The 23,767-nt window shown below is 66.6% G+C and carries 19 protein-coding genes; 8 read left to right on the forward strand and 11 right to left on the reverse strand.

Annotated features, from left to right (window positions below):
* The first annotated feature begins 18 nt into the window (after positions 1 to 18).
* Positions 19 to 1,752: an acetyl/propionyl/methylcrotonyl-CoA carboxylase subunit alpha gene (locus AC07Q9_RS19045; protein WP_495311286.1), complete on the forward strand. Its 1,734-nt coding sequence runs from the start codon at positions 19 to 21 to the stop codon at positions 1,750 to 1,752.
* A gap of 13 nt (positions 1,753 to 1,765) precedes the next feature.
* On the opposite strand, the gene AC07Q9_RS19050 is transcribed toward AC07Q9_RS19045, so the two are convergent.
* From AC07Q9_RS19050 to AC07Q9_RS19080, 7 genes are all read right to left on the reverse strand, one after another.
* A complete protein-coding gene (locus tag AC07Q9_RS19050; RefSeq protein WP_495311288.1) occupies positions 1,766 to 2,053 on the reverse strand; it encodes a hypothetical protein in 288 nt (95 codons plus the stop codon).
* An 88-nt stretch (positions 2,054 to 2,141) separates the two neighbouring features.
* Positions 2,142 to 4,253, reverse strand: coding sequence for a T6SS phospholipase effector Tle1-like catalytic domain-containing protein (locus AC07Q9_RS19055; RefSeq protein ID WP_495311290.1), 2,112 nt, complete (start codon positions 4,251 to 4,253; stop codon positions 2,142 to 2,144).
* Positions 4,254 to 4,305: 52 nt separating this feature from the next.
* Positions 4,306 to 4,794, reverse strand: a complete 489-nt coding sequence (locus AC07Q9_RS19060) for a DUF3304 domain-containing protein (RefSeq protein WP_489063017.1) — start codon at positions 4,792 to 4,794, stop codon at positions 4,306 to 4,308.
* A 74-nt stretch (positions 4,795 to 4,868) separates the two neighbouring features.
* Positions 4,869 to 5,345 carry a DUF3304 domain-containing protein gene (locus tag AC07Q9_RS19065; protein WP_495311293.1) on the reverse strand — a complete coding sequence of 159 codons (477 nt, stop codon included), beginning with the start codon at positions 5,343 to 5,345 and terminating at the stop codon, positions 4,869 to 4,871.
* Positions 5,342 to 6,259 carry a DUF4123 domain-containing protein gene (locus AC07Q9_RS19070; RefSeq protein ID WP_495311295.1) on the reverse strand — a complete coding sequence of 306 codons (918 nt, stop codon included), beginning with the start codon at positions 6,257 to 6,259 and terminating at the stop codon, positions 5,342 to 5,344. Before AC07Q9_RS19070 ends, AC07Q9_RS19065 begins: the two co-directional genes overlap by 4 nt.
* A gap of 10 nt (positions 6,260 to 6,269) precedes the next feature.
* Positions 6,270 to 9,272: a type VI secretion system Vgr family protein gene (locus AC07Q9_RS19075; RefSeq protein ID WP_495311297.1), complete on the reverse strand. Its 3,003-nt coding sequence runs from the start codon at positions 9,270 to 9,272 to the stop codon at positions 6,270 to 6,272.
* 25 nt (positions 9,273 to 9,297) lie between these two features.
* Positions 9,298 to 10,116, reverse strand: a complete 819-nt coding sequence (locus AC07Q9_RS19080) for a hypothetical protein (RefSeq protein ID WP_495311299.1) — start codon at positions 10,114 to 10,116, stop codon at positions 9,298 to 9,300.
* A gap of 160 nt (positions 10,117 to 10,276) precedes the next feature.
* On the opposite strand from AC07Q9_RS19080, the gene AC07Q9_RS19085 reads away from it, so the two are divergent.
* The 6 genes from AC07Q9_RS19085 to AC07Q9_RS19110 all read left to right on the forward strand — a co-directional run bounded on the left by AC07Q9_RS19085 (position 10,277) and on the right by AC07Q9_RS19110 (position 18,766).
* Entirely contained in the window at positions 10,277 to 11,119 is an 843-nt protein-coding gene (locus AC07Q9_RS19085) for a M15 family metallopeptidase (protein WP_370681903.1), read from the forward strand.
* 60 nt (positions 11,120 to 11,179) lie between these two features.
* Entirely contained in the window at positions 11,180 to 11,473 is a 294-nt protein-coding gene (locus AC07Q9_RS19090) for a PAAR domain-containing protein (protein WP_062481115.1), read from the forward strand.
* 102 nt (positions 11,474 to 11,575) lie between these two features.
* Positions 11,576 to 13,048: a hypothetical protein gene (locus AC07Q9_RS19095; RefSeq protein ID WP_495311301.1), complete on the forward strand. Its 1,473-nt coding sequence runs from the start codon at positions 11,576 to 11,578 to the stop codon at positions 13,046 to 13,048.
* Positions 13,049 to 13,072: 24 nt separating this feature from the next.
* Positions 13,073 to 16,939 carry a type VI secretion system membrane subunit TssM gene (tssM, locus tag AC07Q9_RS19100; RefSeq protein WP_495311304.1) on the forward strand — a complete coding sequence of 1,289 codons (3,867 nt, stop codon included), beginning with the start codon at positions 13,073 to 13,075 and terminating at the stop codon, positions 16,937 to 16,939.
* Complete coding sequence (gene tagF / locus AC07Q9_RS19105) at positions 16,936 to 17,919, forward strand: type VI secretion system-associated protein TagF (RefSeq protein WP_095950376.1); 984 nt, start codon at positions 16,936 to 16,938, stop codon at positions 17,917 to 17,919. Before tssM ends, tagF begins: the two co-directional genes overlap by 4 nt.
* Before the next feature lie 7 nt (positions 17,920 to 17,926).
* The gene (locus AC07Q9_RS19110) at positions 17,927 to 18,766 is read left to right on the forward strand and encodes an OmpA family protein (protein ID WP_495311306.1); all 840 of its coding nucleotides are present in this window, start codon (positions 17,927 to 17,929) and stop codon (positions 18,764 to 18,766) included.
* Between the two features lie 48 nt (positions 18,767 to 18,814).
* Here AC07Q9_RS19110 and tssA read toward each other — a convergent pair whose 3' ends face one another.
* The 4 genes from tssA to tssJ form a co-directional block, all read right to left on the reverse strand.
* Positions 18,815 to 19,975, reverse strand: coding sequence for a type VI secretion system protein TssA (gene tssA, locus AC07Q9_RS19115; protein ID WP_495311308.1), 1,161 nt, complete (start codon positions 19,973 to 19,975; stop codon positions 18,815 to 18,817).
* The gene (icmH, locus tag AC07Q9_RS19120; protein ID WP_062481127.1) at positions 19,972 to 20,769 is read right to left on the reverse strand and encodes a type IVB secretion system protein IcmH/DotU; all 798 of its coding nucleotides are present in this window, start codon (positions 20,767 to 20,769) and stop codon (positions 19,972 to 19,974) included. Before icmH ends, tssA begins: the two co-directional genes overlap by 4 nt.
* A gap of 16 nt (positions 20,770 to 20,785) precedes the next feature.
* Positions 20,786 to 22,132 carry a type VI secretion system baseplate subunit TssK gene (tssK, locus tag AC07Q9_RS19125; RefSeq protein ID WP_062481129.1) on the reverse strand — a complete coding sequence of 449 codons (1,347 nt, stop codon included), beginning with the start codon at positions 22,130 to 22,132 and terminating at the stop codon, positions 20,786 to 20,788.
* 79 nt (positions 22,133 to 22,211) lie between these two features.
* Entirely contained in the window at positions 22,212 to 22,832 is a 621-nt protein-coding gene (gene tssJ / locus AC07Q9_RS19130; protein WP_495311310.1) for a type VI secretion system lipoprotein TssJ, read from the reverse strand.
* Between the two features lie 220 nt (positions 22,833 to 23,052).
* Between tssJ and AC07Q9_RS19135 the strand changes: the two genes are divergently transcribed.
* Positions 23,053 to 23,727 carry a tetratricopeptide repeat protein gene (locus tag AC07Q9_RS19135; protein WP_495311313.1) on the forward strand — a complete coding sequence of 225 codons (675 nt, stop codon included), beginning with the start codon at positions 23,053 to 23,055 and terminating at the stop codon, positions 23,725 to 23,727.
* The last annotated feature ends 40 nt before the right edge of the window (positions 23,728 to 23,767 follow it).

The following is a 23,767-nucleotide window of genomic DNA, read 5'->3' on the forward strand; positions in this document are numbered from 1 at the left end:
GAGATCGAGAGTCCCGCGATGAAAAAAGTCCTGATCGCCAACCGCGGCGAAATCGCCGTGCGCATCGCGCGCGCCTGCGCCGACCACGGCGTGCAGTCGGTCGCCGTCTACGCCGATCCCGACCTCAATGCGTTGCATGTGCGCCGCGCCGACGAGGCCTACGGCCTGGACGGCCACCGCCCGGCCGACACCTACCTCAACATTCCCAAGCTGCTGGCCATCGCCAAGCGCAGCGGCGCCGACGCCGTGCACCCCGGCTACGGCTTCCTCTCGGAAAGCGCAGCCTTCGCGCAGGCCGTGATCGACGCCGGCCTCACGTGGATCGGCCCCTCGCCTTCGGCCATCGCCACGCTGGGCGACAAGGTGCAGGCCCGCAAGCTCGCCTTGAAGGTCGGCGCGCCGCTCGTCGCGGGCACGGCCGACCCGGTGAGCAACGCGGGCGAGGTGCTCGCTTTTGCCGAACAGCACGGCCTGCCGATCGCCATCAAGGCCGCGTTCGGCGGCGGCGGGCGCGGCATCAAGGTCGCATGGCGGCTCGACGAGGTCGAAGGCCTCTACGAATCGGCCGTGCGCGAAGCCATCACCGCCTTCGGCCGCGGCGAGTGCTACGTCGAGCAGTTCCTTGACCGCCCACGCCACGTCGAGGCCCAGGTCATCGCCGACACCCACGGCAACGTCGTCGTGCTCGGCACGCGCGACTGCTCGCTGCAGCGGCGCAACCAGAAGCTGGTGGAGGAAGCGCCCGCCCCCTTCCTGAGCGATGCACAGCGCGAGCGCATCCACCAGTCGGCGCGCGACATCTGCGCGGCCGCCGGCTACACCGGCGCCGGTACCGTCGAGTTCATGCTGAGCGCAAGCGGCGCGATCTCTTTCCTCGAAGTCAACACGCGCCTGCAGGTCGAGCACCCCGTGACCGAGGAGACCACCGGCATCGACCTCGTCATCGAGCAGCTGCGCATCGCCGAAGGCCTGCCGCTGTCAATCAAAGAGACGCCCGCACCGCGCGGCCACTCCTTCGAATTCCGCATCAACGCCGAAGACGTGGGCCGCGGCTTCCTGCCGACACCCGGCCCCGTCCATGTGTTCGACGCTCCCTCGGGCCCGGGCGTGCGCGTGGACACCGGCGTGGACGCCGGCTCGCGGGTGCCCGGCACCTTCGACTCGCTGATGGCCAAGCTCATCGTCACCGGCGCCACGCGCGCCCAGGCGATCGCACGCGCACGCCGCGCGCTCAAGGAATTCCGCATCGAAGGCCTGGCCACGGTGCTGCCGTTTCACCGCGCGGTGATGGCGCACCCCGACTTCGTGTCGGAAGACACCTTCAAGGTCCACACCCGCTGGATCGAGACCGACTTTGCGAACGACGAGACGGCAGGCATACGGCCCGATCCGCTGCCGGACGCGTCGCTGCACCGCACGGCCATCGAGATCGACGGGCGGCGCATGTCGCTGGGGTTGCCGGCGGAGTTGCTGCGCGGGTTGGCGTCGGCGGGTGGTGGTGCTGCTGCGCCTGGCGTTGTTGCGAACGCGCCTGCAGCGGATGTCGCCGCCGTGGCTGCGCCGGTGTCGGGCACGCTGCAAGGATGGAAAGTCGCCGACGGCGATGAGGTCGCCGAAGGTGCGGTGATCGCGGTGATGGAGGCGATGAAGATGGAGATGCAGGTCGTCGCGCACCGCGCGGGGCGCATTACCTTCGCTGCCGCAGCGGGTGGCTATGTGGCAGCCGGGACGGCGATCGCGCGCATCGGGTAAATGAGGGCGGCTGTCAAGGCTTGAGGAACAGGGCGACGAGTCCTGAAACGATGCAGGGTGCGAGCGTCACGGCGGCCATGTAGGTCTCGAGATGCGCGCCTGCATCGCGTGCGTTGATGAGCAGGTGGCGTGCGCCGAGATAAAGCAATGCGGTGCCGGCCAGCACGAGCACGTACAGCCAGGCCTTTCTCAAGCGAGGTGCCCAAGACGGACGGGGGCGTGCGCGATGGCCGATCAGGAAGAGCGTGCACACCACCGACGGCAGGGTGCCGAGGATCAGGATGAGGGCGATCGGATTCATCTGGAGCCGGCGTCACCGGGCGGCGATGGACAGGCGGCTGGCTGTTGCAGGGTCTGCGAGGTGATGACGGAACCTGCAGCGGGCTTCTTCAACTCTTGTCGAACACGCGCCGGTAGCGGCCGTGGCCGCGCGGTTCGCGCCGGCTGGCGGTGCCCAGGAGCTTCAAGGCGAGCGATGCCATCGTGCCCGCGTTGTCTCGCAGATCTGCCGCATCGGCATCCGTCATCAGCGGCAGTGTCCCCGGTTCTTTCGCATCCTGTGCGAGCACGCGGTTTTCGAAATTGTTGAGTTCATAGCCGCGGGCGAAGTTGCGCAGGTTCTCCGCGGCAGAGGGCATCGACTCTTCGTCAGCCGCCTTCAGCAACCGGTCGTGCGTGGCCTTCTTCTGCTTGATGGCGGCCACGAAGTCCTCGCGGTTCTCCTTCGTGATGGGGCCGAGCATCCAGAACCCGCCGTGCGAGTCGTGGACATACTTGTCGAAGAAGTCGTTGGCGGCTTGCGGAACGTCCTTGGCGGCTGCCACGGCGCGCACGAGGCGCTTTTCCACCTCGTTGGCGCGGGGCGGCTGGTCAACGTAGACGCCCGCTCTGGGAACGAACACCCGTCGGGGCTGGTTGGCCGCCTGGGCGGCCTTGACGTCTTCACGCCAGTCGAGTTCCGACTCCCACAGATCCTGTCGGTCCTGTTTGTTGGAGGCCTCGTAGCTAGCCATGGCCTTGAAGGTGGCCTCGTCGCTCTTGGACGCACGCCAGCGCCAATACAACTCCATGTGATAGCGCATGCGGTTTTGCACGGGCTCGCCGCCGTTGGCGACGTTCTGCTTTTCCTCTGTCGTGGTCCAGGCTGCGTAATCGCTGAAGGACTTGTCGAGGGTAGGAGCGACCTCGAAATCGGCTTGTATTTCGCCTTGCATTTCTGACTTGCTGTCCACGCGAACGCCCGCCGCCAAGGCCTCGAAATACATGTCCATCAAGGGAATCTGCGAGAGCAATGCGGTTCGTCCCTCGACACCCTTCCCTTGGGACTTCGACGGGTAGCCTCCCCCCAGGTCAGAGTGAGCCCCCGGATAGACGAACTCCTTGGTGTTCGGCGGGTAGTTCGTGGCCCTGATGCGCGCCGTGGACAGCGGAAACGACTGACGTATTTCGTGTGCCGCCACGTAGTGAACGGTCTGGTTGACGCCGTGGATGTCCATGGTGCCGTCGGCCCAGTCCTGAAAGCCTTCGCCGACGGGTGACGAATCGGCCAGCCCGACAGACGCCACGGTGTCGAAGATGCCCAGGAAATGAAGCTCCAGCGCCGCTTCGCCGATCGTCATGTTCTCGGCGACCAGCTGGATCCACTGGCAAAAGGCGCGCGCTTCGGCCGCACCACGCGAAAAGCCGAAGACCGACAGATGCATCTTGGTCACCCGCGGCCGCTGGTCCTTGATGGCTTTCAGCAGGCGCTCTTGAATGCCCCTGAAGATGCTGACCATCTTGTTGTCGCTCAAGCGCCACCAGGTCTTCAGTTGATCGACGCAGAGGTCTTTCATTTCGTCCGGCTGGACAAGGTCGGACGTGTGATATGCCCGATGCAGTGCGTTGTAGACCTGAATCAACGCCCAATGGATGCGCGCCTCGCCACCGGTGCCGAAACGCTTGCCGTTGTCCAGTTCCTTCATCTCACCGATCTCGGGGAACGGTGTACCGACGCCGGGGATGTAGTAGCGAAAATTCTCGACCTTGTCGTCCTTGTGCGCGTTGAAGAGACTGACCACGTTCGTGTGGCTTTGGTCGGGCGTGTCGCGGACCAGGTTGTTGTTGGTGCCGTCAAAAAACAGGCCCACGTGAATCTCTTTGGCGCAACTCAGCGAATCGGCCTTGCTCGGGTCGGCGCTGGCGGCGCGTTGGCACAGTTCGCGTGCGGTCAGGGTCCGGTCGGCGCGCGAATGGTCGCCAGGCAGTGCGGGCTGGTAGTTCTTGCCGCCCGGGTCGTTGTCCCACCAGTCGCCTTTCGGCGCATTGGCTGTCCACTTGTAGCGTGGCAAACACTTGATGGCCCTGCCCGCTTCGTCCGACCACCTCAGTATCTGCAGCCCTGTTTCCTTGACGATGCACTCGGCCGTGCAAAGCACGGCGGTCTTGAAGTAGAGATAGCGCTTCTCGTGGGTGTTGGGGTCAAAGCTGATTTCGTACCAGCCTTCTTTGAATTTTTCCATGTGCTGCTCCCCCGGGATCTTTCAGAAGGAATGAATACGTGTTCGCACCGACTCACCATTTCCAGTTGGGAGGCTTCACCGGATAGGCGGGGCCGGGATAGTCCTTGGCGCCGGAGCCTTTGCTGGAGATGACCAATCGAACATCGCCATCGGCAAGGAAATGCACATTGAGCGTGCTGCCCGGGATGTCGTACTTGTCGATGGGGACCACCTTTTCGTGCCACGTGGGCTTGATGGCCTCGGGTCGTTTGTCGCCTGGGATTCCGCTCGAGGTCGTCCATTTCACTGTTGCTGTGAGGCCGGGACGCCATTTGGCGGGATAGGAGATGCAGCACACAAAGCTGCCGCCGCCGCCGTAGGGGCGTGAGTTGCCACCGCCTGCCCCATCCACATAGAACTGGTGGATGTAGTCCTCGGTGTGGTTGTAGGCGCTGATGTTGGCGCTGTAGCTCTCGGCTGCCGGCTTCTTGCTGCTGCAAGCCACCAGTGGCAGCGTCAGTAGCGCCAGTGCGCAAAGCGTCAAGGTTGTGGTGCGTTTCATGGCGTGTGGCCTTTCCATACGTTCATAGGTTGTTCCTCCCAGACCTCTTGCCGAATCTCTTGTTCGCCTCAGGCTCACCATTTCCAATCCAATGGCTTCACCGGATAGGCTGGGCCGGGGTAGCCCTTGGCGCCGGCTCCCATGTTGGAGATGACCAATCGAACATCGCTCTCGGCCAGGAAGTGCACGTTGAGCGTGCCGCCTGGGACGTCATATCGATCGATCGGGACAACCCTCTTGTGCCATGTGGGCTTGATGGCCTCGGGGCATTTGTCGCCAGGAATCCCGCTCGAGGTCGTCCATTCCACCGTTGCGCTGAGCCCGGGACGCCACTGGGCCGGATAGGAGATGCAGCACACAAAGCTGCCGCCGCCACCGTAGGGGTATGAATTCCCGCCACCCGCCTCATCCACATAGAACTGATGGATGTAGTCCTCTGTGTGGTTGTAGGCACTGAGGTTGGCGCTGTAGCTTTCAGCCGCCGGCTTCTTGCTGCTGCAAGCCCCCAGCAACGCCAACGCGCAAAGCGCCAAGAGAGCCAAGCGCTTCATGAAGCCTTGCCCTCCAACGCCTTCCACAACTCGTCGCTCCAGCCCTTCATCAGGCTCGACAGGCTGGTGCCTTGCGCGACGGCCTTCCATGTGTCCGACAGATCGGGGTGTTGGTAGAAGTTGTCGCCACAGGTCAGTGACAGCACCACGAACTGCAGCCGATCGGGGTTACCTGCTACGTGCAGGCGGGTGGCGACCTCGAGCGCGCGCTGGAGGCGCTGATGAAACGCCGCCCGGTCGGCCTGCGGCACCAGCTGCGACACCGTCTCAAGCAGCTGCGCAAAGATGCCGTCGGCTTCCGAGGCATCCAGGAGCGTCGCGAATTGCGATGCATCGAGCTCGAGATGGTCGCGGGTGTCGGCCACACCGTCCTGCCCGGCAGCCGCATGCCAGTTGCCGACCACTGCACCACTGCGATCGAACCACTGCCATTGCGAGATGGCCTGCGCCACGCGCCGTGCCTGTGGCTCGGCCAGCGTGGCAAGCAGCGTCGGAAGCACGCGCACATCGCCCATGCGGCAATGCAGCTTCAGGCCGTCGTGCCGCGTCTGGGCCAGGTAGCCGAAGCAGGCCTGCAAATCCGCAGCGACGCGGCTGGATGCGATCCAGCTGAATGCGGGCGCCGCCGGGTCGATCGTGGCGAGGCGCCGCAAGCCCTCGGCACGCACCTCGTCGTCCAGTGGCAGCTCCAGCAGCTGCGGTCCCCTTGCGCCATAGGCCTCCAACGGTGTGTTGGCCAGCGCATTGACGTGCGACCACCCGTTGCGGCGCAGCACCGATGCGAGGCGCGCCGGATCGAGCAAGGCCGCATCGACCAGCAGCCAGAGGCCGAAGGCTGAAGGTTGGGCGTCGGCCATCGCTTGCACGGCGTGGGCAAGGTGGAGGGGGTCGATCGGATCGGTCGCGAATTCCAACGCAACGCTCTCACTGCAAGGCGGAGAAGGGGGCTCCGCTTTGTGCTGCCTTCAGCATGCACTCGATGCAGATGCTCTGCGGGAACAGCGGCAGCCCATACGGCGAACTCGTCGGCCCAGCCAACTTCCGCTGCACCGCGTGGTAAGTGATCTTCCCCGGGCACTCGAACGTGATGTCCCCATCCTGCAGCGTGATCGACGCGCCCTGCGCCGTCGCGATGCGGATCTTCTTCTTGGCCGCGAACTCCACCGTCTGGTCGGTGCTGGCGATCTTCAGGGCCTCCTTGGCCTGCACGCGCAGTTCGTCGTGCTGCGCCTGGAAGTCCAGGTCGTCGTTGCCCGCGATGACCGACAGGCCTGTGTCTGCATCGGCCTTCTGCGCCCCGGCCAGCACGCCGATGGCCTGGCCGCTGTGCACGCGCAGCACGTCGGCCAGCGCCAGGTTGATGTCGCCGCCGCTGGCCAGCGTGGCGGTCTCGCCGCTGACGATCTGCAGCTGCTGACCCGCCACCATCGCCAGGCCGCCGCGTGCGGCCAGTGCGATCACGGCATCGCTCGTGTGCGGCACCTTGCCTTCGCCGGTGGCAATGGCCTTGTCTGCGGCATCGGCGTAGGCAGCATCGAGCGCATCGGCCGTCACCATGCCGCTGGCGGTGTGCTCCATCGCGGCATAGGGGGCGCGCTCCTTGTCGAGCTGGGATTCGTTGGCCTTGTTCGCGCCGATGTGCCCGGCCAGTTGCACGGTCTCGTGGGTCCTGGCCGCATCGCTCAGCGCCTGGCCCAGCTGCTGCACCTGCTTGAGCAACGCCATGCCGGCGGCGAAGTCGCCCACGGGCTCCAGCTTCTGGCCGCCTGCACCGTGGTACGTGCTGAGCAAGACGCCCTTGCCGCCGCGCAGGGCGGCGTAGCCGTCGGTGCGCAGCTCCAGGCCCTGGCCGCGGAAGCTGCCTCGGAAGTTGTCGGCCTGGTGGATCAGGTGGCCCAGGTTCAGCTGGCTGTGGGCGGTGCTGGCGTGCAGCTGCACGCGCAGCTGCTGGTTCGAATCGTCGAACACCAGCTGGCTGAAGCCCTCGCCGCCGAACTCCTTGGTCTTGAAGCCGCTCAGGGCCGCGGCGTTGCGGTGGCCCTTGTCGTCGGCGCTGGCGCCGTGCCAGGGCGGCGCGTGGCCCGCCGCGAGGTTGGCCTGGGCGCTGGGCGAGGCGTTACCCGCCTGGGCGAAGACGTCGTTGCTGTAGTTGCCCTGTTCGCTGTCGCGCGATGCGCCGCCGGGCGTGGGGGCGATGCCGCCGTCGCCACGGCCGTTGTACAGCGCGCCGACGATGACGGGCTGGTCCACATCCAGGTCGACGAACTTGACCAGCACTTCCTGCCCGATGCGCGGCAGCCATTGCCAGCCCATGCCGGGACCGGCCTGGCGCTGGGCCACGCGGATCCAGCGGGTGCTGCGGTTGTCCTGGGCGTTGTCGCCGTTGCTGCTGTTGCCGTTCTCGCTCGATCCGTTCTGCCAGTGGAAGCGCACGCGCACGTCGCCGCGGTCGTTGCAGTACAGCTCGTCGGCACCGTGGGGCGAAGTCTCGCCCGAAGGCCCGACCACGATGGCGCTGTGCACGCCGCTGGCCGTGGGCCTGGCGTGCAGGCGCGCGCCGTCGGCCGCGGCCAGTGCGGGGCGCCAGGGGCGCGGGGCGTGCACGCCCGAGAAGCTGTTGGCGTAGCCTTGAGCCTGGGCGATTGCCAGGCTCTGGGGCTGCGGGTGGATGGTGTTGTTGTCGTTGCTCGTGCCCGTTGCGGCAGACACCAGCCCGAACACATCGGCTTCGGCCGTCACAGGGGCGCGGGGCTGGTCGAACACCAGGTGTTCCGTCAGCGCACCCAGCTGCGCCGCAATCGACGCCGCCGTGTCCTTGGGCAGGTTGTTGATGCCCACGTGTTCGACGGTGTCCAGCAGCAGCGCAGGCTTGGCCTGCAAGCCCAGCGCGGGCGCGTCGTCGATCTCGATGCGCGTACCTGCGCGCAGCGTGCGCACGGTGCTGTGGCCCAGCATCAGGTCGGCGCGGCATTCGGCCGCTTCCATCATCAGGGCCGCATACCGCTCGACGGTGCGGTTGGTGTCCCAGCCGCGGCTGCGGTCGTTCAGGCCGAGCACGTCGTCGTATTCCAGGCGCGGGGCGTTCTTGCCACCGACCGGAAAGCGCGCCGGGGCGCTGCCTGTGAGCTGGCGCTTGCCGTCGACGTTCCAGGCGCTCAGGTGCACCTGGGCTACCGACTGGCGCATGCGACGCACCAGTGCCTGCACGGCGTCGCTGCGCTCCTGGGAGCTCTTGCGGTGAAAGCGAACCGGCGAGCCCGCATCGGCGGGCTGGGTGTCGTTGGACGAGAAGATGACGAGCTTGTGGCCCATCGGCGCCTTCGCGTCTTCCTCGATGCGCCAGGCCAGGCCTTCTTCGGCCAGCAGGCGCGAGAAGAAGTCGAAGTCGCTTTCGCGGTACTGGGTGCAGTAGGTGCGCACGGGCGCATCGGCCAGGAAGCTGTTCACTTCGGATGAGAAGGCCCAGCTGCCCGCATCCGCATACGGCGCGAGCACGCGTTCGATGATGTCGGCGACGCTGCGCTGTTGGAAGACCTGGCTGCGTCCTTGCTGGGTGGCCAGCCAGAGCCAGGGCACGAGCGTGAGGCGGTAGCGTGCCAAGCCGCCGTCGGCGCCCAGCGATTCGACGGCGCGAATCAATCCAGTGCGCTTTGCGAGCGAGCCATTGGCCAGCACCGTAACCAGCGTCAGCGGCTGGTCGATCAGCGAACTTAGAGCAAGGTCCGCGCGCAAGCTCAGGCACACGATGCGCAGCTCGAACAGCTGCGACACCGCCTCGCGTTGTACCCAGCCTTCCACGCGCAAAGCATCGATGCTCTCGCGCGCGGCCGACGAAGACGATGAAGCAGCACTCGGCGCTTCGAGGCGGTACAGCCGAGCCGTCTGGCTCAACTCGGCCCACAGGGCGCTGCGGTCAGCGGAAGGCATCGGAAATTCGCTCAGGTTCGGATGCTCAAGGTTTGCAAGGTGCGCCCGGCTTGCAGTCCGCCGTTGCGGCAGTGGCCTGCGCCGACGGTGCGGGGTCGGAGGTCTTGCTGCGCTTGAGCAGCGCGGTCAGCAGGTCGGTGTCGGGATCGGGCCCGCGCGGACGTACCGCTGTTTGCGTGACGTTGGCGCGCGTCGCGGGCTTCGCGGCCTTGCTGCTGTTGGCGGCGGTCTTGACGGGCTTGCCGTTCGCGGCCGTGCGCACGGGCTTCTTCGAACCCGACGCGATGCGCTCCGGCTGCTTCTTTGCGGCGACGCTGGTCTTGCTGTCAGCACCCGATTTTTTCGCAGGCGACGCGGCGGCCACGCGCGCCGACTTCGCCGCCGGCGGCACGGCCATGGGCTGTGCACCGATCGCGGCGAACGGCGTCGAGGCCGGCTGCTGCTGTGGTGGTTGCTGTGGCGGCGGCGTGCTGTCGCCTTCGACGATGCGTGCGGGCGTGGGCTCCGGCGCAGTGGCTGCGACAGGCGCCTGCGGCTTCGGCGGTTCCACTGCGGCAGGCGCGGCCACGGGTGCCGGCGCCACTGCCGCCACGGTCCGCGATGCATCCGCGTGCTTCGACTGCAGGTGGTAGGTCGTGGCACCCGCCACGCCGATCAACACTGCGAGGGAGGCCCACACACCAGGCCGTGCAAAGAAGGAACGCGCGCCGCTTTCGCGGCCACCGAACTGTGCAAGCACACGCGTGGACTCGCCTCCGGTCGCGGCAGCCGATGTGGCCGTGGTGGGTGCGTTCGAACCGAGCAGGCTCGGTCGGTCCTTGTGGGCGTCAGACGCGCCCGTCATGGATGGGTGGTCCGGCTGGCTGCGGGCATGTGATTTCTCCCCTCGGCTTTATGTGGCGTGATCAACGCGATATCGCAATTGGGATGCAACAAGGTGTTGCGTGCGATGGGTTCAAATTTTGGAGCGACTCATACAATTGAGTGGCTCTCATTGAACACCGTTGATCTTCTTCACTCTCTTTTGTTATTTTGCCTTGATGGTGGCAGCACTTGCCATCTTCTTGTTCCCTTCTTTTCGTGACCGTGTGTTGCGAGCGACGGTCTCCATTTCTACTGCTATTGCATTCTTTTTTATTGGAATAGGACGCCGTCTCGGCTTTGTGTCCGAAGCAAGTTTTCAGTTGATGCGCGACAGCGGCTCAGGAGTGCGTACTTTTGCCGTAAGGCATCGCTATCTGTTGCTGTCGGGCATGGGTCTGCTTATCGTGCCGGTGTTGTTAAGTGTGACTTTCGGAAGTGGCCGGGTTCTGTTCTTCGACGACTGGGCCGCCACAAGCGACCCGAAGATCGAGGCCTTGCTCAAGGGCGAGCAGCTGGTGCCGCCGCAGCCGTTGCCGCCCGAGGTGTTTGCGACGGCAGAGGTCGAGCAGATTCGTCCGCTCACGAAAGAAGGCAGTCGGGACTGGGCTGTTCTCGATGTGGACTTTCGTAATCGTTTGCTGCTCGTCTACAAGATCATGAAAGAAAAGCACGGCTACGACCTCGCATTGCTCGAGGGTTATCGCAGCCCTGAACGACAAGCCAAACTCGCTGCATTGGGCAATACAGTGACCATGGCGAAGGCCAATCAAAGCTATCATCAGTATGGACTTGCGGCAGACAACGCGTTCTATCGCAATGGCAAGCTGGTGATCTCTGAAAAAGATCCGTGGGCCATGGAAGGCTATCGCCTCTATGGTGAAGCGGCCGAGTCCGTGGGCTTGGTGTGGGGTGGTCGATGGTCCTTCAGGGATTACGGTCACGTGGAGTACCGCAAGCCGGGATTTAAATTGTCACGCAACTGAATGCCGGGACGACATCTGTCGCATCGGCACACCACGAGGCAATCAAGGGGGAGAGTTCAAATGGGTGAGGATCAACCCGAGGCGGACAACGACCGCCCGTGGATCGTTCTGCATGACAAGACCGACCACGGTGGCTTCGTGATCACCGCATCCGAAAACACGCACATCGACGAACGGCGCGTGGCGCGCATCGGCGACATGGTGTCGTGCCCGCGGCCCGGCCATGGCATCAACCCCATCGTGACGGGCAGCGACTGCGTGTCGATCGATGGCCGGCGCGTGGCGCGCCACGGCGACCGGGCGGCCTGCGGTTGCCGGCTGCTGTCCAGCCAGATCGCTTCCGCGTCCGAATGACGGCGGTGCCTCCTTCTTCGGCTGCAGGCATGGCATGCGGTCACGCGACCGCGTGGACCGCTGCCATCGCCATTGCGTGACGCAGGCGTTCGAAAACTTCGGATGCTGTCGCGACTGATCAAGCCCGTTCTTTTGGCCTGCGCCGTGTTCATCACGGTGTGGGTGCTCGTGATCGTCTACTGGCAGTACACGGCGCGCATGCCGAGCACGAGCGACATCGCGCTCTACCTCGTGGTGCTGCCGCTGGCGCTGATGCTCTTCTATGTGGTGCTGCGCCGCATCTTCACGGCCGCGCCCGCCGCTGCGTTGTCCGCAGCTGGGACAACAGTGGCCGCAGGCGCCGCGGCCTCATCGAATGCCGTGGCAACCGAGGCTTCGCAGGAGCGCCTGCAGATGGCCGTGCTGGCCTTCGCTCTTCGCACGCCGCGCGGCAGCGATGCCGACACTGTGGCCACCGCGATCGGCCAGGCGCAGACGCCTGAGCTGGTCCCGGAGCTGCGTGACGGCGAAGGCTTCCCCGTCATCGCGGGCCGCGTCGAAGGCATCGACGAGAACGAGCTGCGCGAGCACCTGCGCGAAAGCCTGCAACCCGCTGGCGAAGCTTTCGACGTCGATGCATTGCCCGACGACCGGCTGCGCGCGATCCACTTGATGTCTGACGTGCTGCAGGAGCTGCTGGGTTCCGCGGCCGAGGCGATCGCGAACGCCGGCGATGCGCTCGCGGTGCGCGCGCCAGGACGCTTCGTGTCCAGCGGCGGCGTCATCCCGGGGCCTGCAGCGGCGCCGCAGTTGAGCATTTCGCTGCTGTTGCCGGGCGCATGGAGCGAGAGCGAACGCGTGATCGCCACGCAGTGGGTGCAGCAGCGCGTGCGCGAAGGCGATGCGTCGCAGCGCTGGCATGTCGACTGCTTCAAGAGCGAAGACGGCGTGTCCGCCATGGCGCTGCTCGACCGCATCAGCCTGTCGCTGCATCGCGAGCAGCGGCCCGCGCTGTGGATCGCGCTGGCGGCCGACTCCTCGGTGTCCGAAGCGAGCATCGCGCGCTGGGAGGCCGACGGCCTGCTGTACACCGCCACGCGCCGCAAGGGCCGCGTGCCCGGCGAAGCCGCGGCGGGCCTGCTGCTCGTGCGCGCCGGCGATGCGCTGCTGGCGCCGCCCGAGGCCGTGCGGCTGTCGCGCAGCGCAAGCGGCCAGCGCGAAGCATCGGCCGACACGGCGCGCACGCCCGATGCGAGCCTGCTCGATCGCTTTGCTCAACATTTGATGGCTACATCGGCCCTTGAGACCGCCCAGGTCGACTGGGTCGTGAGCGACGCCGACCACCGCACCAGCCGCGTCACCGAAGTGGCCAAGCTCGTGCAGGAGCGGCTGCCGCATGTGCCCTTCGAAAACAACCTTTCTGTCTGCGCCACCCTGGGTCACCTCGGGGCCGCGGCCGACATGAGCGCCGTCGTGCTCGCGTGCCACCTGGCCGCGCGCGATGCACGGCATGTGCTCGCCATTTCCGTGCAGGACGCGCTCGCGCGGACGGCCCTCCTGGCCGGCCCGGCGAGCCCCGCGTCATCCGCTACCTAAACAGGACCGATTCCAGAAACTTCTATGCGGCGATTCTTCAGTTTCCTGGCCGATCCGCGCACCTTGTCGGTGATCGGCGCCATCGCGCTCGGCGCGTTCCTGCTGCTCGGGGCGCAGACGCTCGAAGTCGGCGCGATCTGGGCCGTCGGCATCTTCGTGGTGCTGCTGCTGTTGTGGCTGCTGGTGTGGTTCGTGCGGCGCATGCGCACGCGCGCGGCCAACCGCAAGCTCGGCGACATGCTCGAGGACCAGGCCGACGCCGCGGTGCGCGACAGCGACCCCGAGCGCAAGGCCGAGATCGACGAGCTGCGCGGGCGCATGGTCGAGGCCGTGAAGACCATCAAGACCTCGAAGATCGGGCAGATGTCGGGCAGCGAGGCGCTGTACGAGCTGCCCTGGTACATGGTCATCGGCAACCCGGCGGCGGGCAAGAGCAGCGCCATCCTGAACTCGGGCCTGCAGTTCCCGTTCGCCGACAAGGGCAACGCGGTGATCCAGGGCATCGGCGGCACGCGCAACTGCGACTGGTTCTTCACCACCGAAGGCATCGTGCTCGACACGGCGGGCCGCTATTCCATTCACCAGGAAGACCGCAAGGAGTGGTTCGGCTTTCTGGACCTGCTCAAGAAGTACCGGCCGAAGGCGCCCATCAACGGCATCATCATCACGGCCAGCATTCCCGAGCTGATCGGCAGCCGGCCCGACTTCGCGATCCAGCTCGCGAAGAACCTGCGCCAGCGCATGCAGGAACTCACCGAGCGGCTCGAGGTGTTCGCGCCGGTGTACGTGATGTTCACCAAGGCCGACCTGATCACCGGTTTTGCCGAATTCTTCGGCGACAGCGACAAGATGGAGCGCGACCGCGTGTGGGGCGCCTCGCTGCCCTACGACGGCGACGAGAAGCAGGACGCGGTGGCGCTGTTCGACAAGCGCTTCGACGAGCTCTACATGGGCCTGAAGGAAATCAGCGTCTCGCACTTCGCGAACCACCGCAGCAGCGACCCGTCGCCCGAGCTGTTGATCTTTCCGCTCGAGTTCGCGGCCATCAAGCCCGCGCTGCGCGCCTTCCTGGCCACGCTGTTCGAGAGCAACCCCTTCCAGCACAAGCCGGTGTTCCGCGGCTTCTACTTCACCAGTGCCTTGCAGGAAGGCACGATGCGCAGCCTGTCGACCGAGCGCATCGCCAAGCGCTTCGGGCTCACGCTGAGCAATGCGGCCACCAAGTCGAAGGAAATCTATTCGCAGAACGGGTTCTTCCTGCGCGACCTGTTCTCCAAGGTGATCTTTGCCGACAAGAAGACGGTGCGGCAGTTCTCCAGCCCCGTGAAGGCGCGCGTGCGCTACGTGAGTTTCTTCGCGTTCGTCACCGTGCTGGGCCTGCTGCTGGGCGGCTGGACCTGGTCGTACCTCGGCAACCGCCAGCTGGTGGAAAACGTGCAGGCCGACCTGGACAAGGTGGTCAAGCTGCAGGCCAGCGACAACGGCCTGCGCACGCGCTTCGAGGCGCTGGGCATCCTGCAGGACCGCATCGAGCAGCTCGAGAAATTCCGCAACGACCGGCCGCTGTCGCTGTCGCTGGGCCTGTACCAGGGCAACCAGCTCGAAGACAAGCTGGTGGCCGAGTACTACGGTGGCGTGAAGCAGCTCATGCTCGCGCCGGTGTCCGACAACCTGCAGGCTTTCCTGCGCGAGGTCAACGCGCACCCCGACCGCCTGAAGCGCGCCGATGCGGTGGCTGCACTGACGGGCGGTGCCGCGCCCGCACCGTTGCCGGTCGCAGGTGCCGCGACCACCACGGCACCCGCCGCAGCGCCGGAGAGTGGCGGCCTGTATGCCGGCTCCTCGCCGGCCGACGTGCAGGACGCCTACAACGCGCTCAAGACCTACCTCATGCTGTCCGACAAGCGGCAGGTGGAAACGGCGCACCTCACCGACCAGATCTCGCGCTTCTGGCGCGGCTGGCTCGAGAGCAACCGCGGCGACATGCCGCGCGCGGCGGTCATCCGCGATGCCGAGCGCATGATCACTTTCTATCTGCGCCGCGTGGGCGACGACAACTGGCCCGCACTGGCCGACACCAACCTGGCGCTGGTCGAGCAGACGCGCGACAACCTGCGCCGCGTGGTGCGCGGCATGCCGGCGCGCGAACGCGTGTACGCCGAGATCAAGGCACGCGCTTCCACGCGCTTCGCGCCGATGACCGTGGCGCGCATCCTCGGGGCCACGGCCAGCAGCGCCGAAGCCGAAGGCACCCTCGCCGGCAGCGTCGCCATCTCGGGCGCGTTCACGCGCGAGGCCTGGCAGCAGTACGTGGACGACGCGATCCGCGACGCCGCGAACAAGGAAACCTCCAGCAAGGACTGGGTGCTCAACGTCGCCGGCAACGACGACCTGACGCTCGAAGGCAGCCCGGAGCAGATCCGCAAGACGCTGGCCACCATGTACAAGCTGGAGTACGCCAAGGAGTGGCAGCGCTTCCTGCAGGGCATCGCGGTGAAGGACATGGGCAGCTTCGAGCAGGCCGTGGTGGCGATGAACCAGCTGGGCGATCCGCAGAACTCGCCGATCCGCAAGGTCTTCGACACCGTGTACGACCAGACCTCGTGGGACAACCCCTCGCTGGTCAACGCCGGCCTGCAGCAGGCGCGCACCGGGGCCTTCAACTGGTTCAAGCGCCTCTTCAGCCGCGCCACGCCGTCGCAGGTCAACGTGAACGTCGACCTCAACGGCGGCGCCACGGAGATCCCGATGGGCCCGATCGGGCGCGAGTTCGCGGGCGTGGCGCGCCTGGTGGTCGAGCGCGACAACACCTCGCTGCTGCGCGGCTACCTGGGCACGCTGTCCAAGCTGCGCGGGCGCTTCAACCAGATCAAGAACCAGGGCGACCCCGGACCGGGCGCGCGCCAGCTCATGCAGCAGACGCTGGAGGGCAATGGCTCCGAGCTGGCCGATGCGCTCAAGTACGTCGACGAGCAGATGCTCACCGGCATGGACGCCGCGCAGCGCCAGGCGCTGCGCCCGCTGCTGGTGCGGCCGCTGCTGCAGGCCTACGCGGTGACGGTGCAGCCGACGGCGGTGGAGGTCAACAAGATCTGGAGCGCGCAGGTGCACCAGCCCTTCCAGCAGTCGCTGGCCACCAAGTACCCGTTCTCGGCGAGCGCGAAGATCGAGGCCTCGCCGGCGGAAATCGCGCAGTTCTTCGGACCTGAAGGCGCCATCGGCAAGTTCGTGACGACCACGCTGGGCTCGCTGGTGATCCGCCGCGGCGATCTGCTGTCGCCGCGCGCCTGGGGTGACCAGGGCCTCACGCTGAGCCCCGACTTCGTGAACGGCTTCGCGCAGTGGGTGGCGCCGCTGTCGGGCGGTGCCGCGGCTGGGGCCGGCGGCAGCGCGCAGCCGCAGACGCTGTTCCAGATCCTGCCGCAGCCCGTGTCGGGCCTGACGGAATACATGGTGGAAATCGACGGCCAGCAGCTGCGCTACCGCAACACGCCGCCGCAGTGGTCCAACTTCGTCTGGCCCAACGCGCAGGGCACGCCGGGCGCGAAGATCACCGCCGTCACCTTCGACGGGCGCACGGTCGAGCTGATCAACGAGCCGGGCAACTTCGGCCTGGAGCGCCTGCTGAGCACGGCGCAGCGCACCAAGTTGCCCGACGGCAGCTTCGAGCTCACGTGGGCGCGCGACAACGCGAGCGTGACCGTCAAGCTGCGCGTGATCCAGAACACGCAGTCGGCCGGTTCGGGTGGCGATTCGCCGCAGGGCAAGGGCCTGCGCGGCACGGTGCTGCCGTCGACGGTCGCGGAGATCGGTGTGCCGCGCGCAGCAGCACCCGCAGCGGTTCAGGCACCGGCCCAGGCGCCGGTGCAGGCAGGGGGGGCAGGCAAATGAGCGCGCCACAACAGCTGTGCTACTTCGGCAAGTTGCCCGGACGCGGCGACTTCGTGAAGGGCCTGTACAACCCGCAGCTCATCAAGGTGTTCGACCACTGGCTGTCGCAGACCATGGAGATGCTGTCGGAAGACCCGCGCTGGAAGCTGATCTACGACAACGCGGCGCCGATGCACTTCGTGTGCCTGGGCTCGCGCAGCCGCGTGGCCATTGCGGGGCACGTGCGCCCCAGCCGCGACGAGTCGTCGCGCCGCTACCCGTTCCTGGCGGCCACCTCGGTGGACGTGGACGAGGCGCTCGACTTCATGCGCGGTGCGCCGATGCTCATCGGCCCCTACTGGGACCGCATGGCGGTGCAGGTGCAGTCGCTGGCGGCCGGCACCGACCTGGACAACGAGCTGAAGAAGTTCGAGGCCATCGACCCGGCCATCGAGACCGGCTTCAAGAAGTCGGCCTCGCGCGCCACCTATGCGGCGTTCACGCGCGACACCAGCCTGCTGCGCATCGAGCAGATGCTCAACTTCGATGGTCACAAGGTGTCGCTGCGCCGTGCCATCCTGGCGCTGGGTTTGCTGCTGCAACCGGTGATGGCCAGCGCCGTGTCGCACCTGGAAAAGGGGCTCACGCTGCCGCTGCCGCGCGACCCGGTCGACCGCTCGCTGATCGCCACCTTCTGGCTCGAGATGGTGTCGCAGTTTCTGGCCAAGGCCGACTTCGAGCTGGTGCTGCTGGTCACCGAGATCGACGGCCGCTCGCGGCTGGTGATCGGCTTCAACGGCCTGTCGCCGCGCAGCCTGCAAAGCGTGCTGCATCCGCAGGTCTACACCGAGCACAACATCGACATCGACAACCCGGAGTGGGTCGAGGACACCATCCACAGCAACTACGCGATGTTCAAGCTGGTGAGCTATCTCGACCAGCCGCAGCTGCCGCTGGACATCGTGCTCACCGCCTTTCGCGAAGTCTTCATCGGGGAATGACACGGTCATGAATTGTTCTTTGCGCGTTCTCGTGCTGTCCATGGCCTGCGGGCTCGCGCTCGTGCCGGCCGTGCAGGCCCAGCAACCACAACAACCCGCAGCGGGCGCCACCGCCGCCCGCGTCGAGACCACGGCCGCGGCCGTCGGCAAGGGCGAGCCGGTCGTGGCCGGCGGGCAGGTGCCCGACGAAGCCACGCGCGCCGCCGTCATCGAGGCGCTGCGCCGCATCTACGGCCCCAGCGGCGTGATCGACAAGATCGAGGTGGTGAGCACCGTCAGCATGCCGGCCAACTGGGCCGCCAACGTGCAGCGCTTGATCACGCCCTCGCTCAAGGAGATCCACCGCGGCCAGTTCCAGATCGAGGGCACGCAGATGGCGCTGAGCGGCGAGGTCGGCAACGAGGCGCTGCGCCAGAAGATCGTGAGCGACATGGCGAATTCGCTCAACCCGACCTACACCATCAAGAACAGCCTGCGCGTGCCCGTGTCGGAACAGATCGCGGTCGACCAGGTGCTGGGCAACCGCACCATCGAGTTCGAGCTGGGCAGCGCCACGCTCACGGGCAAGGGGCGCGCCATCCTCGACGAGATGGCGCCAATCCTGCAGAAGCTCACCAACAAGTCGGTGGCGGTGGTGGGCCACACCGACAACGCCGGCAACCGCACGTCGAACCTGGCGCTGAGCCAGTCGCGCGCCGAATCGGTCAAGGGCTACCTGGTGGGCAAGGGCATCGATCCGATGACGCTCACGACCTCGGGCGTGGGCCCGGACCAGCCGGTGGCGAGCAACGCGACCGACGAGGGGCGTTCGCGCAACCGGCGCATCGAGTTCCGGGTCGGACGCTAAAGAAAAAGGCCCGCAACGCGGGCCTTTTTTCTTTCGCTCAGCGCGCAGTCAACGCGACTCGTCGTCGCCCTTGGGCAAGTCAAGCAGGTCCACCAGCTGCGCCAGCTCCTGCTCGTTCTTGATCACGTTGCGCAGCCACGCATGCAGCGGCATGTCGGCCCAGCGCGCGGCCTTGTTCGCCATGTAGGCGGCCGGGCTCGAGGGCTCGGTCTGCTCGAAATAGGCCGCCACTTCCTTGAGCTGCGCGATGGCCTGCGCGCGGCTGTGGATGCCGGGCGGCAGCGCGGTGGGCACATGCGCCGCCGCGTGGTAGGTGGGGGATGAATGGGGCATGGCGGCGTCGAAGACAGGTTCGATGCGGGTCGGGGCAGCCGGTGCGCTGGCGGCCGGTGCAGCGGCGGTGGCTTGCGGCGCCGCGCCGTTGTCGATCGGCACGCCGGCCTCGCGCGCGAAGCGCTCGACGGCCTGGCGGATGGCCGTGGCCGCGTCCTTCGCGGCGCGAAAGCTCGGGCCGTTGGAGGCGGTGCGTTCGTCGAACACGGCCTCGAACTCGGCCAGCGCCTGCTCGCAGGCCTGCACGTCGCGGTGCGTCTTCTGCAAAAACTTCGCGGGCGTGGCGCGGCGCAGGCGGTCGAACTGGTCGAGCGTCACCTTGTTGCGCTGCAACTCGTCGGCCTGCGCCGGCGTGCGGCGGATGGCCTGGTCGAGCGCCAGCGCGGTCTCCCAGACCAGCGCGCTGTGGCCGGTGCTGCCGTCGCTCACGATGGGTGCGCGCTGCAGCAGCTCGACCGAGCGCGAGATCAGCCACGTGACCGTGCCGATGCGCATCTCGATGTCGCCGCCCTCGGGCTGCGGATGCAGTTCGTCCCAGTACTGGCGGCACAGGCCGCTGAGCAGGCGGTAGCCGTCGGCCAGCCCCTCGAAGCCGCGCTGGCTGGCCAGCGCGTCGGTGAGCCACACGCCCAGGCGCAGATCCTTGGTGGACGCGCGCAGCAGCTTGTCGCACTCGGCAATCACGAAGGGCCAGTTGGCTTCCTTCAGCTCGATCACCCATTCGCCCTGTTCGAGCGAAGGGTCGTCGTGCTTGCGCGCTTCTTGAATGGCGTCGAACTCGCGCGAGAACAGCATGTCCTCGCCGCAGGGCTTGGCCTCCGAGATTGGGGCCAGCAGGGCCGCGAGGTCGAGGCGGTTCGTCGCGGCCGTGGTCATGGCAGCGAGATCGTCAGGTTGGCCTGGCGCGGGCCGAGCTTCACGATGTCCTGGTAGCTCGCGAGCGCGCCCTGCGTGGTGCTGCCCAGGTGCGCCGACAGGCCGATGAAGCCCAGCAGCCCGATGAGCGCGAACAGCGCGGCCACCACCCACTGCGGCGCCTCGCGCTTGAGCGAATGCGAGATCAGGTCGGGCAGCGGCCAGTGCGGCGCGAAGGGCGTGCGCTTGCCGCGCGCGTTGGCAATCTCGTCGCCCACGCGCGCCGTGAGGTAGGCCAGCTTCTCGGTGCCGTCGATGGCGTACTTGCCCTGGAAGCCCAGCAGCAGGCACATGTAGAACACCTCGAGCGTCTGGATGCGCGCGGCGCCGTGGGCCCGCTCGACCTCGAGCATGTTGAAGAAGTTCTCGCCTGCCAGCTGGTCGCCGAACAGCGTGAGCTGCAGCGGCCGGCGCTCCCACTCGGAGCGGATGGCGAACTCGGGCGCCGAGAGCACGAACTCGTCGACCGTGGCGCAGAAGGCGTACTTGGCCGCGTGGATCTGCTCGGCCGTGGCGTCGAGCTTGCGCGCGTTGCGCTCGAACTCGCCCAGGTAGTTGCGGATGCCCGTGAGGAACTGCTCGGTGGTGGCCGGCTGCTGCTTCTTCTTGAGCAGGAACAGCATCACGAAGCCGTCGTACAGCAGGTCGAGCAGGCTGGAGTCGGCGTCGGGCGCCACGCCGGCCGGCGTGAACGAGGCGGGCGGCGCGTCGGCGCCCAGCAGGGAAGGGGCCTTGTTGAGGGTGGTGGTGTTCATACGATCGGGCGGGTGATCAGCCGGTCACGGCGATCAGTTCGAGTTGCATGTCGGGGATGCCGGCCGGCGCGTAGATGGTGACGCTCTGCGCCTGCAGCATGCGGTCGTACAGCTGGCTCTTGCTGTCGATGGAGAAGTAGCAGGCGCCCGCGCGGATCGGAATGGCCGGCGGCACCTGCGGCGCGTAGACGATGCGCACGCCCGGCATGGCCGAGAGCACCAGCTTGTCGACGTCTTCGGGCGCGCCGATCTTGAAGCGCTGCGGCACCACCTCGGCCAGTTCGGCGGCCGGCATGCTGGCGGTGACCGACATGTAGAACACGGTCTTCTCGTCGATCTTTCCGGAGTCCAGGCGCCCCAGGTAGAAGGCGTTGCGCGTCTCGGTGAGCGCAATGGCGAAGTAGCGCGTGGAGATGACCGTGTCGAGCAGGTCGCGCACGATGCGGTCGAGCTCGGCGAAGGCCGGGCCGGGCTTCTCGTGGTCGTACACCGGCAGGTCGTTCAGCGAGTAGGTCTTGGCGAACGTCATCAGCGCGCCGGCCAGGCTCAGCAGTTCCTGGAACAGCCGCTCCGGGTGCAGCGACGGGTGATGGAACAGGTGCGAGAGCGAGGCGAACGCCGAGTTGGCCGTGTGCAGCAGCCAGAACGAGGCGATGTCGCCCGAGCGGAACTCGATGATGTTCTTGCTCGGCTCGCGGTGGATGCCGTACAGCGAATTGACCTTGGCCTGCAGCACGTCGAGCAGCCGGCGCAGCTGCTGGAACACGGTGGGCGAGGCGTCGATGCTGGTGCACGGCGGCACGAAGCTGCGGTCGATCTCGAAGCCGCCCGCGGCGGTGCGGCGGATGCGGATCACCGGGATCGACACGAACTGCTCGCGCGGCTCGGTGTCGGCCAAGAGCTTCACGCTCTTGCGCAGGAACACCACCTCGGCGCTCACGGCGTTGGTGTACAGGTCGAGCGACTGCGTCGCGTCGCTGGTGTAGCGCGCGGCAAAGCCTTCCTCGTTGGGGTCGGTGTAGTTCTTGCCGAGCTCCTTCACCGGGTGCAGCACCAGGTAGAAGGTGATCTCGTTCTGGCCCGGGCTCAGCGTGTCCAGCGAGATGGGCGGAGGCAGCGCGTCGGCCTGCGGCGCCGCGTAGGGCTCACCGTCGGGGAATACCAGCGACAGCTGCGAGGCGCGCAGCATGCCGCTGGCCAGCGCATCGAGGTCGAAGCTGATGGAGCGCACGCCCCAGAAGTACGGATGCAGCGTCTGCGCCGTGGCGCGCAGGCGCGCCTCGTGGTACGCGTCTTGGCGCTGGAAGTGCTGGGGGCGTAGAAACAAGCCCTCTCCCCAGAGGACCTTGGCTGCGTAGCTCACGTCGGATCAACTCCCCACAATTTTTTTTGAATGTATCGCATCGTCGTGTCGACTTGAACGGCCCCGCCGTCGCTACAGATCAGGCGGGCGAGGGCCGGCAAGTCACCGGCCCCAGGAGGTTGAGCGCGCCCGTGGGGGCCGCGCCTTGTGCGTTCTGCTGGCCCACCACCGCGCCTGTCGTGACGGTGAGCGCGCAGGCATGCGCGCCCATCACGATGCCGGTCTTTTCGGCGTCCGCGGCGTTGAAGGCGAAGCGCCATCGCTGTGCGTCGGGCGAGTGGAACAGCAGCACCACGGCCACCGCGTTCGCGGTGCGCGGCACGGTCTCGGTCCAGGTGTATTGCTGGTCGGGAATGAGCGTGATCTCGCGGCTCTCGACGAGGTCGTCGCCCAGCTGCGTCTTGTCGCGCCCCGGCGTGACGAAGGCATCGAAGGACGACTGGTAGAAGCCCGTCGTCTCCTTCAGCTTGTAGATGCGCATCACCACGGCCAGCGGGCGGTTGCGGCTGTCGGCGTTGAGGTTCTTGCCCGCGGCGATCGACATCGTCACCTTGCGCGGGGGCTTCTGCGACTCGGGCAGCTCGGGCTTCTTCAGCCCGCTCGCCTCCAGCGCGATGTTGGCGATCGTGAGCGCCGGCGAGCTGCACCCGCCGAGCATCAACGCGGCCAGCAGCGCGCCGGATGTAATTAATGTTTTCATTAAAAGACGAGTCGTAACAAAATTCCGATGGACCAAATAGGATTACGTCATTTCAAACATGACTTTCGATTAGGAAATTAGCATTCATCCTCTCCCGTCATTTGCCATCAATGCCGATGTAGTATCGTGTATTGTTATTGTCACCGGTCGCAAATTAATGAATGATTGCGGCCTGCCAAAAAAAGTCAGACCAGGGGGGAATGTGTCGATTCGAAAAATCATGACTCGCACGATGATTGCCGGTGCCATTGCGAGCACCGTCTTTTTGTCGGCCTGTACCACCACGCCGGACGCGGCCGTTGCCCAGGCCACCGCGGCCTACAACAAGAGCCTCGCCGACGCCGATGCCGCCGCGGCTGCCGCCACCGGCGACAAGGCGCCCGTCATCCGCCAGTACCAGCAGCTCGCCACCGACAACCCGACCCGCGGTGAGCCGTGGTCGCGCATCGCGCAGATCTACTTCAACGAAGGCCGCTACAGCCTGGCCATCTCGGCCGCCGAGGAGTCGCTGCGCCGCGACCCGTCCAGCCGCCAGGCCAAGAGCATCACCGCCGTGGGCGGCCTGCGCCTGGCAGCCCGCTCCATCGAGGACCTGGGCAAGGACAGCAGCCTGAGCGGCGACGCCAACGCCGACGCCTACCGCCTGGCCGCCCTGCTGCGCGAAACCCTGGGCCTGTCGGTCCTGGTGCCTGCCAGCCCCGAAGCCCGGCCGACGCCCACGCGCCGCGCCGCGGCCCCCAGCCCGGCACCCGCGCCGTCGTCATCGTCTGCCGCAGCGCCGACCCCGGTCGCCGCCGCACGGCCGGCCCCGGCCCCGGTCGCCGCGCCGCGCCCGGCACCTGCCGCGCCCGCCCCGCGCGCCGGTGGCGGCAATCCATTTGACGCCCTCAAGTAATTATTTTGTTTTTGAATTGGTTTCTTAAACCAATGTATTA

The sequence above is a fragment of the Variovorax sp. GW821-FHT09A10 genome (assembly GCF_059418385.1).

Coding starts and splice junctions, on each gene's coding strand:
- tssA (WP_495311308.1), bottom strand. CDS start 19,975: ATGACCACGGCCGCGACGAACCGCCTCGACCTCGCGGCCCTGCTGGCC.
- AC07Q9_RS19095 (WP_495311301.1), top strand. CDS start 11,576: ATGCTGTCGCGACTGATCAAGCCCGTTCTTTTGGCCTGCGCCGTGTTC.
- AC07Q9_RS19055 (WP_495311290.1), bottom strand. CDS start 4,253: ATGGAAAAATTCAAAGAAGGCTGGTACGAAATCAGCTTTGACCCCAAC.
- AC07Q9_RS19080 (WP_495311299.1), bottom strand. CDS start 10,116: ATGACGGGCGCGTCTGACGCCCACAAGGACCGACCGAGCCTGCTCGGT.
- AC07Q9_RS19060 (WP_489063017.1), bottom strand. CDS start 4,794: ATGAAACGCACCACAACCTTGACGCTTTGCGCACTGGCGCTACTGACG.
- tssJ (WP_495311310.1), bottom strand. CDS start 22,832: ATGAAAACATTAATTACATCCGGCGCGCTGCTGGCCGCGTTGATGCTC.
- AC07Q9_RS19045 (WP_495311286.1), top strand. CDS start 19: ATGAAAAAAGTCCTGATCGCCAACCGCGGCGAAATCGCCGTGCGCATC.
- AC07Q9_RS19050 (WP_495311288.1), bottom strand. CDS start 2,053: ATGAATCCGATCGCCCTCATCCTGATCCTCGGCACCCTGCCGTCGGTG.
- icmH (WP_062481127.1), bottom strand. CDS start 20,769: ATGAACACCACCACCCTCAACAAGGCCCCTTCCCTGCTGGGCGCCGAC.
- AC07Q9_RS19075 (WP_495311297.1), bottom strand. CDS start 9,272: ATGCCTTCCGCTGACCGCAGCGCCCTGTGGGCCGAGTTGAGCCAGACG.
- AC07Q9_RS19090 (WP_062481115.1), top strand. CDS start 11,180: ATGGGTGAGGATCAACCCGAGGCGGACAACGACCGCCCGTGGATCGTT.
- tagF (WP_095950376.1), top strand. CDS start 16,936: ATGAGCGCGCCACAACAGCTGTGCTACTTCGGCAAGTTGCCCGGACGC.
- tssM (WP_495311304.1), top strand. CDS start 13,073: ATGCGGCGATTCTTCAGTTTCCTGGCCGATCCGCGCACCTTGTCGGTG.
- AC07Q9_RS19135 (WP_495311313.1), top strand. CDS start 23,053: ATGACTCGCACGATGATTGCCGGTGCCATTGCGAGCACCGTCTTTTTG.
- AC07Q9_RS19110 (WP_495311306.1), top strand. CDS start 17,927: ATGAATTGTTCTTTGCGCGTTCTCGTGCTGTCCATGGCCTGCGGGCTC.
- AC07Q9_RS19065 (WP_495311293.1), bottom strand. CDS start 5,345: ATGAAGCGCTTGGCTCTCTTGGCGCTTTGCGCGTTGGCGTTGCTGGGG.